The 13,793-nt window shown below is 62.7% G+C and carries 14 protein-coding genes; 4 read left to right on the top strand and 10 right to left on the bottom strand.

The features are described 5' to 3' along the window. Positions 1–128: 128 nt before the first annotated feature. The 3 genes from NJU76_RS17115 to NJU76_RS17105 form a co-directional block, all read right to left on the bottom strand. Complete coding sequence (locus NJU76_RS17115) at positions 129–620, bottom strand: SHOCT domain-containing protein (RefSeq protein WP_254530559.1); 492 nt, start codon at positions 618–620, stop codon at positions 129–131. 139 nt (positions 621–759) lie between these two features. Then, complete coding sequence (locus NJU76_RS17110) at positions 760–2,949, bottom strand: OB-fold nucleic acid binding domain-containing protein (RefSeq protein ID WP_254530558.1); 2,190 nt, start codon at positions 2,947–2,949, stop codon at positions 760–762. Between the two features lie 90 nt (positions 2,950–3,039). Further along, positions 3,040–3,303, bottom strand: coding sequence for a hypothetical protein (locus NJU76_RS17105; protein ID WP_254530557.1), 264 nt, complete (start codon positions 3,301–3,303; stop codon positions 3,040–3,042). A 410-nt stretch (positions 3,304–3,713) separates the two neighbouring features. Between NJU76_RS17105 and NJU76_RS17100 the strand changes: the two genes are divergently transcribed. After that, positions 3,714–4,442 carry a metal-dependent hydrolase gene (locus NJU76_RS17100; protein ID WP_254530556.1) on the top strand — a complete coding sequence of 243 codons (729 nt, stop codon included), beginning with the start codon at positions 3,714–3,716 and terminating at the stop codon, positions 4,440–4,442. Positions 4,443–4,665: 223 nt separating this feature from the next. Here the strand turns inward: NJU76_RS17100 and NJU76_RS17095 are convergent, their stop codons facing one another. After that, entirely contained in the window at positions 4,666–5,262 is a 597-nt protein-coding gene (locus NJU76_RS17095; RefSeq protein ID WP_254530555.1) for a metal-dependent hydrolase, read from the bottom strand. 12 nt (positions 5,263–5,274) lie between these two features. Beyond that, positions 5,275–5,469, bottom strand: a complete 195-nt coding sequence (locus tag NJU76_RS17090) for a hypothetical protein (RefSeq protein ID WP_254530554.1) — start codon at positions 5,467–5,469, stop codon at positions 5,275–5,277. Positions 5,470–5,663: 194 nt separating this feature from the next. Here NJU76_RS17090 and NJU76_RS17085 point away from each other — a divergent pair, with 194 nt between their 5' ends. Further along, the gene (locus NJU76_RS17085; RefSeq protein ID WP_254530553.1) at positions 5,664–6,059 is read left to right on the top strand and encodes an OsmC family protein; all 396 of its coding nucleotides are present in this window, start codon (positions 5,664–5,666) and stop codon (positions 6,057–6,059) included. A 700-nt stretch (positions 6,060–6,759) separates the two neighbouring features. Next, positions 6,760–7,260 (top strand): gamma carbonic anhydrase family protein, encoded by a 501-nt coding sequence (locus tag NJU76_RS17080; protein ID WP_254532505.1) that lies wholly within the window; start codon positions 6,760–6,762, stop codon positions 7,258–7,260. A gap of 5 nt (positions 7,261–7,265) precedes the next feature. On the opposite strand, the gene NJU76_RS17075 is transcribed toward NJU76_RS17080, so the two are convergent. Beyond that, positions 7,266–8,285: an amidohydrolase family protein gene (locus tag NJU76_RS17075; RefSeq protein WP_254530552.1), complete on the bottom strand. Its 1,020-nt coding sequence runs from the start codon at positions 8,283–8,285 to the stop codon at positions 7,266–7,268. A 252-nt stretch (positions 8,286–8,537) separates the two neighbouring features. Continuing rightward, a complete protein-coding gene (locus NJU76_RS17070) occupies positions 8,538–9,770 on the bottom strand; it encodes an HD domain-containing protein (protein WP_254530551.1) in 1,233 nt (410 codons plus the stop codon). A 108-nt stretch (positions 9,771–9,878) separates the two neighbouring features. Here NJU76_RS17070 and NJU76_RS17065 point away from each other — a divergent pair, with 108 nt between their 5' ends. Further along, positions 9,879–10,127, top strand: a complete 249-nt coding sequence (locus NJU76_RS17065) for a hypothetical protein (RefSeq protein ID WP_254530550.1) — start codon at positions 9,879–9,881, stop codon at positions 10,125–10,127. Between the two features lie 129 nt (positions 10,128–10,256). Here the strand turns inward: NJU76_RS17065 and NJU76_RS17060 are convergent, their stop codons facing one another. The 3 genes from NJU76_RS17060 to NJU76_RS17050 all read right to left on the bottom strand — a co-directional run bounded on the left by NJU76_RS17060 (position 10,257) and on the right by NJU76_RS17050 (position 13,787). Beyond that, positions 10,257–11,396 carry a Gfo/Idh/MocA family protein gene (locus NJU76_RS17060; RefSeq protein WP_254530549.1) on the bottom strand — a complete coding sequence of 380 codons (1,140 nt, stop codon included), beginning with the start codon at positions 11,394–11,396 and terminating at the stop codon, positions 10,257–10,259. Positions 11,397–11,544: 148 nt separating this feature from the next. Further along, positions 11,545–12,513: a sugar phosphate isomerase/epimerase family protein gene (locus NJU76_RS17055; protein ID WP_254530548.1), complete on the bottom strand. Its 969-nt coding sequence runs from the start codon at positions 12,511–12,513 to the stop codon at positions 11,545–11,547. A 197-nt stretch (positions 12,514–12,710) separates the two neighbouring features. After that, complete coding sequence (locus tag NJU76_RS17050; RefSeq protein ID WP_254530547.1) at positions 12,711–13,787, bottom strand: Gfo/Idh/MocA family protein; 1,077 nt, start codon at positions 13,785–13,787, stop codon at positions 12,711–12,713. Positions 13,788–13,793: the final 6 nt, after the last annotated feature.

Raw genomic sequence — 13,793 nt, 5'->3', positions numbered from 1 at the left:
TGAGGGAACGCTCCGTTCGCCACGATAGCGGACGAACGGACGCTTCTGCGCACGGCGAGGTGAGCGCGATCGGACGACGCTTACAGAGGTTCGAGGAGAAAGCCCACGACTGCAGTCGTGGGAGGATGTCAGGATTCGTACTCGGTCTCTCTTTCCCGGTCAGTACCCGCATCCCGTCGCCACTGCGCGGCGTTTTCGAGCGTCTCCGTGTTCAGCAATCGCTCGAGTTTTCGTTCGAACTGTTCGTCCGTGAGTTCACCCGCCGCGTAGCGTTCACGGAGGGTCTCGAGGGCGTTACGTGCGTCGACATCGGAACCATCGGAACCATCGGAGTCGGCCGTTTCGGCGTCGATGCTCGTGTCCGACCTCGTCTCGCCGGGCGAATAGTCGTCGACCCACTCTCGGCGATCCTCCTCGTCACCGAATAGGATCGCGATCAGCGGGACGACGGCGATGTAGCCGACGAGCAACGCCGCGAGCCACCACTCCTGCCCCGTGAACATCGCACCGAGCCAGAACGCCGTCACGAGCATCGATGCGACTGCGGTCGCGTTCTCGCGGAGACGCGTCCAGGGATCGTCACCGGACCATTCACGGTCCGCCCCCTCCATCCCGTTCATACGTCTCTTTTCTTTTCGAACCGGAAATACGTTAGTGGCACCGACCTCCCTCGCAGCGTTCACCCGATCGAATCGAGCGAGGCGACGGCTCGAAAAGTGCCGCCGCTTTCGGACGAGCGGACGACGGAGAAGACGAGTCTTACGCGAGGGCCTCGCCGAGCGCCTCGAGTGCGGCTTCGCGCACTGCATCACGTTCGCCGGGCAGGAACTCGACGTGACCGTCGCGGCCGCCGACGACGGTGACGCCGGCGTTTGGCACGACTTCCGCGATCGCATCGCCTAGATCACGCACGTTCACCGGTTCGGTCGCGCGGACGTGGAGTTCGTCGTCGCCCACACCGAGGGTGACGTACGGTGAGTTCACTCGGTCACGCTCACTCCTGTGGAGTGCATCCAGCAGCAGGATCGTCGTCGGGAAGTTGTATCGGTGTGTGAACGCGTCCGTGTTGAGGACGGCGACGGAAACGCCGTTGACGTCCCGAACGGTGAGGTTCTCGCGGGCCGTCTCGAGTTCAGTCTCGAGTTTGTCCCGGAACTGTTCGGAGACGTGTGCCGCGAGGTCCCCGTCGTGGGGCGTTTCAGACCCCTTGCTGCCGCCGAACAACAAGTCGATGACGAGTTCGCGCTTGTCCTTGTACGACTGGTAGTACGCCTCGAGCGCGACGGCTTCGCGGCGCTCGGAGACACCAGTTTCGTCGTAGCCGGCCTCGGTCGCGAGTTCCAGGTACGCCGCGGGGGTGTCGTTCCAGTAGCTGAGCGCGGGGAGGTGCTCGAGGTCGGCGCGGACGTCATCGTTGACGTGAGCGCCGACGTTCGCCGCGAGCGCGGTCGACGTCACGTCCGAGACGTCAACATCCGCGAGCGACGGGGCGACGGCGACGTCGACGGACTCGATGATCTGGTCGTCGGCTCGGCTATCGTCGATCACGAGCGCCTCGGCGCCGTACAGAGACAGCAGTTCGTAGCCGTCGATGGACTCGACGGTCGCGCCGGCGTCGACGAGGAGCACGAGTGGGATCTGTTCGCCATGGCGGTCCCGTGCCTCGAGCATCGTGGTTACGTCGCTCGTCGCGGCGTCCATGTCGTAGACACGGCCGTCGAGCGGTCGCCGTTCGAAGTAGTGGTACTCCGCATCGTCACGCGTGTGTTTCTCGCGGATCAGCGGCAGAACGGCTCGCTCGATCGCAGCGCCGGCGATGTAGCCGTCGGCGGTCGCGCCGTGGCGAACGACAATGGGGCGTGCCTCCATGACGGCCCGGCTGATCGCGGTCGCCGCGTCGGCGATTTCGTCTTCGACGGCGGCGACGGCCTCGTGGTCGGCGAGGAGCGCGACGTCCGATGGGCGCGCCTCGCGTTCGATCGCGCTTTCGAGGCGACCGACCACCGTCTCTCGGTCCCCATCGGTCAGCACCTCGAGGACCTCGGTCTCGACCTGCAGATCGCCGTGGTGACGCTCGACCTCACCTTCCAGGGCCACGACGTCGTCGACCTCGACGTCGGGGTAGGCGCGGACGCCGGCTTCCTCGAAAGCCGCACACTCGACGGTTCCAGTCTCGTCGCGCAATTCGAAGACCGTCGGGCCGCTGGTCTGGCGAACACCGATTATCTCGCCCTCGAGGCGGACCACGTTGCCGACCTGCGTTTCGATCGCGTCGATTGCCGTTCGATTGAGCGCCGCCTCGGCTTCGGATTCGGTGTCGGCCGCAGGTCTCGAGGCGGCGGCGGATTCGGTCGCCACGGACCCACTGGTCGCGACGGTACCGGCAGTTTCCGCGGCGGCGGGTTGGTTCTCGTCTACGGCGTCAGTACTCGCCTCGGGCTCGGCCTCCTCGGTGGCCGTTTGCAATTCGCCGGCGCTCAAACCGTCGTCGCTGTATTCCGTCTCTGTGTCGTCCGTCGGCTCGCTCTTTTCAGGAGCGCCCGCTTCGTCGTCGGATTCGTCCTCGAGTTCGCCGGGACGATATTCTCCGTCCGCCGTCTCGATCAGTTTGCCGCGGAACTCCCGTTCGCGCTGGCGGATCGACCAGCCGAGGTCGACGTTGCCGTTGTCTCGGACGTCGAGAACCTGAACGAAAACGTCGTCGCCTGGCTCCCAGTCGAGACTTTCCAGCCGTCGGTCGAGTTCGCTTCTGTGCAACAGTCCGGTTACGTGATCTCCGATGTCGATGAAGACACCGAAGTCGGCGTAGCCGTCGACGGTCCCCCGGTAGTACCGACCGGGCGTGAGTTGTGAGGCGGACGTGCCGGTGAATTCGAAAACAACATCCTCCTCGTGACTCTGACAGATCTCGCCGTCAACGGGTGTGCCGCAGATGATACAGTTACCCATCTACTCGAACCAAGCAGTTTCGCCCTAAAACGGTTGTCGAAATGCGTCCGCACTGGAAGCCGCGGCGATGTCTGCTTCCCCGGCGCGCAGTCACTCGAAAACCGACGAATCCTCCTCGAGCGACTCGATATCGTCGACGAGCGACCTGACGTCCTCGGGAAACAGAGAAATCTGGATTTCGTTGTCGTCTTCATCTTCGAAAACGAGTTTGATCCGTTTGTCGCCGAACTCCCGTGCCTCGGCCGATTCGACGTCGAAGAGTTTGGCCGTCGCTGCCTTGTTTTTGGGTCCGACGTTCTTGATCGATCCGTCGTTCAGTTCTACCATGAACTCCTCGAGCGTCAGCGCGAGCATAGTTGGCGTACGGGTGCCAGGTAAAAAACGACACGGCATCACGACTCGAACGCGGCTGCGGACGGCAGTTCGCAGGTCGCGTTGTCGGCGCCGTGTAGCGTGGCGTGGTGGGTGTGAATCGTTCTGGGACGCTGCTGTGGTACCGGCCACCGCCCAGCGTCGGTCGCGGGAACGATCAGCTGGGATGTGGTCCCAGACCGCATGCGTGGTGTGTCAGTTCGCTTGCGGCTTTCTATTATAGAAGTAACCAACGTATAAATATGGGTGATCGTATACGCCCGTCTTGGACTGTAAAGCAAGTATTGACGCCGATCTAAGGGAGCGGCATCATCCGACGATGGGCCGACCGTCGGGACGGCTGTCCGCCGCGCCCACTTTTAAGTAATCTTCGCTCCAATTCAGCGACTGCTATGGAGCTTACCTGGCACGGCCACTCGACGTGGCACGTCACCGTAGGGGAGACGGCGCTGCTGATCGATCCGTTTTTTGACAATCCAAAGACAGATCTCGAGCCGGCCGACGTCGACACGCCCGATTATGTGTTGTTGACACACGGCCACGCCGATCACATCGCCGACGCTGGAGCCTTCTCGGACGCGACGCTGGTCGCAACGCCGGAACTGACCTCGTTCTGCCAGGAGGAATTCGGCTTCGAGGACGCCGTCGGCGGGATGGGAATGAACCTCGGCGGCACCGTCGAATGTGACGACGCGTACGTCACGATGGTCCGTGCGGACCACACGAACGGGATCATGACCGAGAACGACGAAAGCGGCGGGATGCCGGCCGGATTCGTCATCTCCGATACGATGCCGACGCAGGTCAGCGACGAGGAATCGACTACCTTCTACGACGCCGGCGACACCAGCCTCATGACCGAGATGCGCGAGGTCATCGGACCCTATCTCGAACCGGACGCCGCGACGGTACCGATCGGCGACCACTTCACCATGGGTCCGTGGCAAGCCGCCGTCGCCGTCGACTGGCTCGACGTCGACCACGCCTTCCCGCAACACTACGATACGTTCCCGCCGATCGAGCAGGACCCGAACGACTTCGCCAGCGAAGTCACTGCGACAGGTAGCAACGCCGAAGTCCACACACTCGAGGCCGACGAACCGTTCGAACTAGAACCCTGACCGTGGACGACCGCCTCGGTCGACCGAACGGCAGCACGGAGACCAGCCCATTTTTGTCCTGCTCGAGACCTCGAGAGGCGGAGTCAACCGGTGGGTTACCGAGGGACGGCGGGTGCGAGCGGTGACGAGACGGGACCCTCGAGGTGAAAGCCTCGCCCGTCCGGCCGTGGTGAAGCGGTCAGTTCCAGGCGTGGATGGGAATCAATTACAGGCGACGAGGACGTCAGTCCCTGCCGATTCCGTACTGCTGATCGTCGCGCTGTTCCCGCGTCCCGATTCGGTAGCGGGTCTCGAGTGGGTAGCTTTGATACCGCGCGAGTACCAGGTGGAGTGCGATAGCGACGACGATCAGTCCGACGTTCCAGAGTAGTGAATCGTAGTAGATGACGTCGACGATGATCGGTTTCGAATAGAACGGCCAGAAGGGCTTGAGCGGTGGCGCAATATCCGGCGCCGAAAGGATATCTGCGAATAGGTGACTCGTGCCGCCGACGAGGAGTCCGCTCGTCGCGAAGACGAAGACCGTGCTCATCTCTATCTGGGTGCTTCGGATCCAGCGATGGCCGTTGAACCACTCGGTGAGCCACTTCGAAGTGGCGAATCCGGTGATGAGGCTGACCAGCGTCACGAACACTACGGTGTGAGTTACGCCGTGGTGTGTAACTGGTAGTACGTGCCGAAGGACGAGGTCGGAATCGGGTAGCATCGCCGTCGCTAACGCGAACCCGGTAAATCCGAGCGCGCCGCGCCGGCCCCAGAGTATCCATGCCGGCGCAGCGAACAACATCGCCATCGCGAGATGACCGGTGACGTCAACCATAGTAGGTTTCGATCATCGCAGCCGACGCGCAAGCCTGAGAGCCAACGAGACGGCCGTTCCCACGCCGGGAATGCGAGACGAGAGCGCGGCCGCACCGAGGAGCAGGAGTCCGCTTTTCGGACGTCCGCGCCGAAACGCGAGCATGCTGTCGAGTACGGTCGAAACGATACTGAGCTTGTTCGCCGACCGGGTGTCGAAAGAGGTCATGATTCAGTACGTCCTCCGGACTTGAGGGACAAGCGCGATACCGTTGCAAATGCAGGGTGATGGATCAACGACCGTCCCACTTTCGGAATCGGTGGCCTATTCTCACGTATTCCCACCCGCTGTCGAACACGAACGTGCTGTCAGAGCACTCATCACCAACGTTTACGGCGCCGCCCGTGGACTTCTCGATTGCCATGGCAAAGCATGCGACCACCGTTTCCGTCGAAGGGTACAGCGCCACGAACGAGATTCGCGAATTCGAAACGACGATTGACGCGAACGGGGAGGACGCGCCCGATACCCTCGAGGCGCTGTTGGCAGCCTACGGGTCCTGTTACGTTCCCGCACTTCGGGTCGGGGGCCAGCAACGCGGGGTCGACGACCTCGGCCGGATCGAGATTGAGTCGACCGGCGAACTCAACGACGACGACAAACTCGAGTCGATTCACTTCGATATCCGCGTCGAGGCGGATGTAGACGGCGACACGGGCGAAGCGATCATCGAGCGGGGCTTCGAACTCTGCAAAGTCCACGACGCGCTGAAGGACAGCTTGCACGCCGACACGAGTTTCGAGGGGAACGCGTTCTGAGCCACGACTCGGACGACTGCGCCCGATGAAGGCGAAATCGTATCGAAACCACTCCCGACGACGCGCGTTCGGTCAGTTCAAATTCGAGATGGCCTCAAGGGAGCCGATTCGCGTGGTGTGAGAAATGCCCGGTCGTCGGGCCGAAGGGAGTGGAAACGTCCCCGCCAATCATCCTCGAACGGACCGTCGACGGACGGATCGTGGACGGTTCGTGGGTACGGACGTCACACAGTCATGACCCTCGCGCGGTGTGACCTCGGCAGCGGCCCGTCTTCGAAATTACGTATCCACAGAGACGGCTGAGGACTAGCGGAACCGGCCGCAGAAGTCCGATGGGCATTCAGAACGACTACCGATCGGATACCCGTCGGGTACGCGGACGAAAGGGGGGAAATGAGTGGGGGAAGCGGGTTCGAAAGGGGGGTTCCGAACCGCCATGGTTCGGGGGGATGACACGGCGGCGGACGACTGTCCGTGTGGATAGCTCCTTGCCGCCGATTGGTAATCCCACTGGCGATGGTTTAGTCGTGGTGCCAAATTGTATTGGTTTCGGAAATAAACGGATACGTGATGTCTCGATTCGAGTGACAAACTGGCGCGGAACGGGACACGTGGCGTCCGTAACCCAATTGCGCTCGCGGACATGCGAACGCCACCATCGATGAACATCTTCAAGGCGATTCTCGAGACAGGAACGAGCATGATACGCACGTTCGATGGAACGGAACCGCAGATCGCTGACTCCGCGTACGTCGATGACACTGCTGTCGTCATCGGCGATGTCATCATCGAAGACGAGGCTAGCATCTGGCCGAATACTACGCTTCGCGGTGATCACTGCAGCATCGTCGTGGGAGAGGGCGCAAACGTCCAGGACAACGCCGTCCTCCACGAGGACACGGTACTCGAGCCCTACTCCACCGTCGGCCACAGTGCGATCGTCCACGATGCGACCGTCGCTGAGCGGGCGCTGGTCGGAATGAACGCAGTCGTCCTCGACGCTGCTCACGTCGGTGAGGGGGCAGTCGTCGCCGCTGGCAGCGTCGTCACGGAGGGCACCGAAATCCCCCCGTCGACGCTCGCCGTCGGCGCACCCGCCGAACCGAAGGCGGAGATAGACGATCCCGAACTCGAAGCGACGGCGGATAGATACGTCGAGTACGCAAAAGAGCACGCCGAGATGTCCGAACGACTCCACTGAGTTCGTTATCCGAACACGACTTCCCGAACGTCGTCGACGCCAGCGCGCCTGACGACGGCCCGAACAGGGTCTCGAGCGCCGACGAGATTGTCCGAGTCGCCGTCGAGCACGAGCAGTCGTGCCACCCGCCCGGGCTCGAGCAGTCCGTACTCGAGGTCAGCGATTTCGGCCCCGTTGACGGTCGCCATGCGGAGGATTACGTCCGACGGGAGGTTCGAAAGTTTCGCGAGGAACTCCATCTCGCGGAACATCGACGGCGAGTTGAGCATCACGTTGTCGGTGCCGAGCGCAAGCATCGTTCGCTCGTTGAGCGCCTCGTAGGGCGACAGCCCCACGTCGGTCACGAGATTCGAGCGCGGACAGACCACCACCGGAATCTCGCTCTCGGCGAGGCGCTCGAGATGGACCGTCTTCGGGTGAACCATGTGGACCAGAAAATCCGGGTCGAGGTCCAGCGCCGGGGCGATGTCGCTCTCGTCTACCTCGCCCGCATGAATTCCGAACGGCTTGCCGGCCTCGCGCGTCGCCTCCCGTTCCCAGTCGAAGGTCGCATCATTAGCCCCGCTCGCGCCGAAGCCGTCACCGACGCGCATCGCGTCGGTGGACCCTCGAGCAAAGGAGAGCGCGTCTATCTCGAGGCCGTCCGCGGCGTCCTCGAGCATCCGGACCCCTGCGACGTCGCCCTCGCGGAAGTCCAGACAGGCGGCGGTGCCGGCACCTTCCATGAACCGCAACGATCGATTCATCGCAGTTACGAGTTCGTCTCGCGTGGCCGCCCGAAGCAGCCGATGTTTGAGACCGTCCGGTGGCGCGACGAGTTCCTCGAGCGAGAGGCCACTGCCGGCCTCCTTGGCGATCGAGTCGCCGATGTGGGTGTGCGCGTTGACGAACGCCGGCAGGATGAGGTCGTCGCTGTCGACCGCCGCCTCCTCAATGGCTTCGATGCGGCCGTTCTCGTCGATCACGATTCGACCCTCGACAGGGTCGAATTCGCGGCCGCACAGGATCGTTCCCGTTCGTTGCATACCGATCAGTTCGCCGTCAGTGCCTTCAACGATTCGCCCTCGGACCGGATCCGAGGACGCGACCCGTAAGCCCGATGGCGACGACTGCCGTCAGCGGCGGCCTTCCGCCACGCATCGTAGCTACGTCGTCTGTCTCCGTTGTGTGACACAAATCCGGATTTGCGAAATCTTAATTAGTGTATTACTTATATAAAGTTCCTCACGTGAGATGCGAACACGGAACACAACCGGTGAGCGGGAGAAACGATCGGTTCAATCGATAAACTGATCCAGCGTCGCGTCGATCCCGTCGCGAACCTCGCTGACTAGCGCGCCGTCGATGGCCAGGTCGAGGACGTCGACCGCAGCTCGGCCGACCCGGTCGCGCAGCGCCGGCGGCGAGTAGACGCCGAGTCGCCACTGAGAGTACTGGGCTGCCCGCAAGGCCTCGACCAGCGGCGACTGTTGTCCCAGTCGGCGGATTTCGCCGTTCACCATCACGCGCGTCGTCGACTCCGTCATCGAGGGTCGACTCGGCACGTCGAGAATGACGTGGGCCGGAGCGATGCTCGCTCGCTCGGCAATCTCCCGTTCGAATTCGCGGATCGACTCGTGATCGGCCTCGATTATCCCGCCGGGAACGTCGTCGATTTCGGCCCACACCGCCCGCTTGAAGAGGTCCCGCTGGTCCAGCCGTCGGGACAATTCCGCCGTCGCTTCACAGGACCGCAGCGCGACGACCAGGTCGTGGTCGTCCATCCGCTGGAGCGCGTTCGCATCGACGTCCGCGGACGGCTCTTCGAGCAGTCGTTCCCCGGCCCGTCGGAGCATCGCCTTGCTGATCCGGGCGACGCTGTGGCTGTAGACGGTCGGGTTCATCAGGGCTCGAGCGACGAGCAGGCTCTCGGCCGTCTGGACGTTTCCCTCCGCCAGGACGAGTTCGCCGTCGACGAACGTCAGTTCTCGGACGAGGCGGCCGTGGTCGATCGTCCCGTAGGGAACCCCCGTGTGGTGGGCGTCCCGTACCAGATAGTCCATCCGGTCGACGTCGAGTTCCCCCGATACCAGTTGGCCGAACCGTCCATCGCCGGCGATCAGATCCGCCACCGTCGCTGGTTCGATGTCGTGATCGCGCAACACGTCACCGACCGGTCCATCAGCCAAGAGTTCGTGAACGTCATCGTGATAGCGGCCGGTCCGGCGGTGGGTCAGGGACTCGAGGCTGTGACTGAACGGCCCGTGTCCGACGTCGTGGAGGATGGCCGCTGCGCGGACCCGTTCCGCTCGCGCCCCTTCGATACTGAGGTACTCCAGGGCTTCGCACGCGAGGTGATAGACGCCGAGGCTGTGTTCAAAACGGGTGTGGTTGGCCGACGGATAGACCAGCGAGACGGTTCCGAGCTGGCTGATGTGCCGAAGTCGCTGGAGTGCCGGCGTATCCAGCAAGTCGCGGGCGACGCCGTCGACCCGGATGTGGTCGTGAACGCTGTCCTTGATGATCTTCATTGGCTCCCATTGGACCGGTTCGTACAAAAACGGTCGTCCGGTCGGCGACTCGAGTTGCGAATTCCTGCTGAAGGGGTACCCGCGTGGACGCGGTACGATCGGATCGCCATGACCGATCTAACGATTCCACCCAACGCGACCGAGGAACGGATCGCTGAACTGGTCCGGAGTCACGTCGATATCGGCGATGTCGTCGAGGTTCGCAACGAAGAACGAACTGAGGACCACCAGGTCGACGTCACCGGCGAGGTGACCGACTTCGAGCGAACCTATCTCGAACTCGACGGTCGACCGCTCGATGACGGGAGCGTTCAGTACGATCAGATTCACACGGTGAGCAAAATCGAATCGGAGTGAGCTATCCGACGGCGACAACACCAGAGGAAACGACGAAGGTCACGGGTGAGATAACTCGTGCGAACCGGAGGAGTCGGCACGAAAAATCACGCTGCAGACCGAATAAAGAAATCGTATTTCCAACGACTGTTATTCGATTGCGACCCACTCGCCGCTGTCGTCGCTCTCCTCGATTGCGTCGAGCACCCGCTGGGCAGCCAGCCCATCGTCGAAGTTCGGTTCGTATGCGTCACCGCGATCGACCGCACTGAGGAATTCGTAGTTCTCGTGGACGAACGTGTGTTCCCAGCCAAGCACGTGGCCCGGCGGCCACCAGTGGTCGACGTACGGATCGTCCTCGTCCGTGACGAGAATCGTTTCGTAGCCACGACCGTCTCCGCGGAGTACCTCGAGTTCGTTCAGCCGCTCGAGCGAGAACCGGAGACTGCCCGCCGAGCCGTGGACCTCGAGGCTGTGGTCGTTCTTGTGGCCCGTCGCGAAGCGCGATCCCTCGAGGGTGCCCATCGCGCCGTTTTCGAACTCGAGTTGCGCGGTGTAGGCGTCGTCGACGGTAACGGGCCGAGTTTCGGGCTCCTCACCGGCCGCCGCGTCCTCCGTGGGTCGTTCCTCGACGAACGTCCGCAGGTGACCGCTGACTCGTTCGATCTCTCCTGCGAGATCGTCGGCTCCGACGAGAAACCGCAGGAGATCGACCGAATGGGAGCCGAGATCGCCGAGCGCGCCCGATCCGGCCAGCGCTTCGTCGTTGCGCCACGACCACGGCGCCGTCGGATCGACAAGCCAGTCCTGTAGGTACCGCGCGCGGACGTGGTGGATTTCGCCCAACACGCCGTCCTCGAGCAACCGTTTCGCGTACTGGATCGCCGGGACGAACCGGTAATTGAACGCACACCCCGCTGGCACGTCGGTACCGGCCTCGTGGGCTGCCGTCGCCATCGCCTTCGCGTCCTCGAGTGTCGGGGCGAGCGGTTTTTCGCAAAATACGGGTGTGCCGGCCTCGAGGGCGGCGATCGACGGCTCGGCGTGGACGTGGTTCGGACCGAGATTGTAGAAGACGTCGACGTCCTCGACGACATCCGCCCAGTCAGTCGTGATCGATTCGAAGCCCAGTCGATCGGCGGCGTCCGACAGCGCGCCCTCGTGGCGGCCGACGAGAACCCGCCGTTCGATTTCGGGCGCATCCGGGAAGAACATCGGCAGCCGCGCCATCGCGTTTGCGTGCGCTTTCCCCATGAATCTGTAGCCGAGTACGCCGACTTGTAGCGTCATGGCTATTCATTCACAATAGGTGTTGTTAGAACTTTCCGTCAGGACGACCGTACCGCCCCGAACCCGACAGAGCGGGTGGAATTGTGGGGATCAAGAGGTGGTTACGTGACGCGGATCGATGGGGTCGTCGAACGACGGGACGGAACGGTCACTCTGCCCAGTACGCGGTCCCGGGTTGCTCACGGAAAATCGCCCGCTCGAGCAGGTCGACGGCCTTCTCGAGGCCTTCCCGCGAACTGGTGAGCGAGTCCTCGTGTTCGATGCTCAGCGTCCCGTCGTAGCCGACCATCCGGAGCGTCGAGACGAAATCCTTCCAGTGGGATTCGTCGTGGCCGTACCCAACGGAGCGAAAGAGCCACGACCGGTTGGCCTCGTCGTCGTACGGCGTGGTATCGAGGACCCCTTTTTGGCGCGCCTGCTCCTCGTAGATGCGGGTGTCTTTGGCGTGGACGTGGTGGATCGCATCGCGTTCGCCGAGGAATCGAACGGCGTCGGTGACCGAGATTCCCTGCCAGTAGAGGTGTGAGGGATCGAAGTTTGCCCCCACACGGTCGTTCGTTTCTGCGCGCAAGCGTGCCATCCCGTGGGGTTCGTACACCAGCATGTTCGGGTGCATTTCGAGGGCGAGGTCGACGTCGTAGTCGTCCGCATACGCTGCCAGGTCGGTCCAGTATTGCAGGGCGACCTCCCACTGGTACTCGTGGGCTTCCGCGTGCTCGGGCGGCCACGGCGCCGTAATCCAGTTGGGCGTGTCGTCGGTCGGACTGCCCGCCGGCAGCCCTGAGAAACAGGTGACCGTCCCGACCCCTAGCTGGGACGCCAGTCTGATCGCCTCTCGAAGTTCGACGTCGGCCGCATTGGCCCGTTCCTCGTCGGGATGGAGCGGATTGTTGTGGGTCGCGAGCGCGCTAATTTCGATTCCGTGTTCCTCGAGCAGCGCTTTCAGGTCGGCCTGTGCGTCCTCGTCGTCGAGGCGAGTCTGGCGGCCGAGGTGGTCGTCACCGGGATATCCTCCGACACCGGGTTCGATGGCGTCGACCTCGATGTCCGCGAGATACGCGAGCGTGTCCTCGAGCGATTCGTTTGCGAGCGGCGGCGTGTGTACTCCAATATTCATACAGTTCGAACGAGGGAGCCGATGGCAATAAATTCCACGATTATTCATATAGTAATAAAATCCAGATACCACTGTTCGTGGCGATCGAGGCCGTAAGCGGTGACGGATGTGTCGGTCTTCGTCAGCGGATCGGTGGGATCGACGACCGGCGATCACGTCGAGTCAGCCCGGTCGTAACGAATTCGTAGAGAGGGTGGTCATGGGACTGCTCCATCGAGTGCCACGGTGTGGCCGCCCTCACTCGAGCGGTAGATAGCGTCGATAATTTCCTGGACCGTGACCGCGTCGTCGATAGAACCGCCGGTATCGCGGCTGGTAGTGATCGCGTCGAAAAACGCCCGCTGTTCGTCGGTGTGGGTGTCGTTCTCGCGGACCTCGACTGCGGTGTCGAGCAGGTGATTCTGCCCGTCGGCACTCGCCGAGTGGATCGTCAGATCACCCTCCAGCAGATCGAATCGCGCGGCCGCTTCGGTTCCGCGGACGACGAATTCGTGCGTCGGCGGTCGATTGGTCGCCCAGGCCACCTCGAGGGAGACCGTGTGCTCTCCCGTACAGCGGATGAATGCGCTCGCGGAGTCGTCGACGTCGAACCCGTTCGAGCCGTTGTCAGCGCCCCACATCTCGAGGTAGGCGTAGTCGTCCCGGTCGCCGAAAGTCGAGCGCGTTATCCCCGAAACTTCCTCGACGTCCGGATAGCCGAGCAAGTACATCGAGAGGTCGATCGCGTGAACGCCGAGGTCGATGAGCGAACCACCTCCCGATATCTCCCGTCGAGTGAACCACGAACCGCGGCCGGGAACGCCGCGCCGACGGACGTAGTTCGCCTCGACGTGAATGAGGTCTCCGAAGTCGCCGCGTTCGATCCGATTTTTGATGAGTTGAACGGCGTTCAGAAACCGATTGTTGAATCCGATCTGGGACGTCCCCGACGACGCCGACGCCGCATCGGCGATCCGGCGAGCGCTCTCGACCGTGTGCGCGAGCGGCTTCTCGAGAAGGACGTGTTGGTCGCGTTCGAGGGCGGCGACGGCATACTTCTCGTGGAATTTGTTGGGCGTCGTGATAATGACGGCGTCTACGTCGTCGTAGAGACTGTGATACCCGTCGTAGACGTCGACGTCGTACCGGTCGGCGAATCTGGTGCGCGCTTCGTGGTCGATGTCCATGCCACCCTCGAGGGGGACACCGAGGTCGACGAGACGGTCGGCGTGGTGGTGCCCGATGTTACCGAGTCCGACGATGCCCGTTCGAACGGAGGCGTAGTCGCCGCTCATCTATTG

The sequence above is a fragment of the Natrinema gelatinilyticum genome (assembly GCF_024266705.1).
Taxonomy (GTDB): Archaea; Halobacteriota; Halobacteria; order Halobacteriales; family Natrialbaceae; genus Natrinema; species Natrinema gelatinilyticum.
The sequence above is the reverse complement of the archived record's forward strand: the minus strand, read 5'-3'. Positions and strand labels throughout refer to the sequence as shown.

What these genes read in the sequence shown, in the direction of transcription:
- NJU76_RS17115 (WP_254530559.1), bottom strand. Translation starts at nt 620, where the DNA reads ATGAACGGGATGGAGGGGGCGGACCGTGAATGGTCCGGTGACGATCCC.
- NJU76_RS17110 (WP_254530558.1), bottom strand. Translation starts at nt 2,949, where the DNA reads ATGGGTAACTGTATCATCTGCGGCACACCCGTTGACGGCGAGATCTGT.
- NJU76_RS17105 (WP_254530557.1), bottom strand. Translation starts at nt 3,303, where the DNA reads ATGCTCGCGCTGACGCTCGAGGAGTTCATGGTAGAACTGAACGACGGA.
- NJU76_RS17100 (WP_254530556.1), top strand. Translation starts at nt 3,714, where the DNA reads ATGGAGCTTACCTGGCACGGCCACTCGACGTGGCACGTCACCGTAGGG.
- NJU76_RS17095 (WP_254530555.1), bottom strand. Translation starts at nt 5,262, where the DNA reads ATGGTTGACGTCACCGGTCATCTCGCGATGGCGATGTTGTTCGCTGCG.
- NJU76_RS17090 (WP_254530554.1), bottom strand. Translation starts at nt 5,469, where the DNA reads ATGACCTCTTTCGACACCCGGTCGGCGAACAAGCTCAGTATCGTTTCG.
- NJU76_RS17085 (WP_254530553.1), top strand. Translation starts at nt 5,664, where the DNA reads ATGGCAAAGCATGCGACCACCGTTTCCGTCGAAGGGTACAGCGCCACG.
- NJU76_RS17080 (WP_254532505.1), top strand. Translation starts at nt 6,760, where the DNA reads ATGATACGCACGTTCGATGGAACGGAACCGCAGATCGCTGACTCCGCG.
- NJU76_RS17075 (WP_254530552.1), bottom strand. Translation starts at nt 8,285, where the DNA reads ATGCAACGAACGGGAACGATCCTGTGCGGCCGCGAATTCGACCCTGTC.
- NJU76_RS17070 (WP_254530551.1), bottom strand. Translation starts at nt 9,770, where the DNA reads ATGAAGATCATCAAGGACAGCGTTCACGACCACATCCGGGTCGACGGC.
- NJU76_RS17065 (WP_254530550.1), top strand. Translation starts at nt 9,879, where the DNA reads ATGACCGATCTAACGATTCCACCCAACGCGACCGAGGAACGGATCGCT.
- NJU76_RS17060 (WP_254530549.1), bottom strand. Translation starts at nt 11,396, where the DNA reads ATGACGCTACAAGTCGGCGTACTCGGCTACAGATTCATGGGGAAAGCG.
- NJU76_RS17055 (WP_254530548.1), bottom strand. Translation starts at nt 12,513, where the DNA reads ATGAATATTGGAGTACACACGCCGCCGCTCGCAAACGAATCGCTCGAG.
- NJU76_RS17050 (WP_254530547.1), bottom strand. Translation starts at nt 13,787, where the DNA reads ATGAGCGGCGACTACGCCTCCGTTCGAACGGGCATCGTCGGACTCGGT.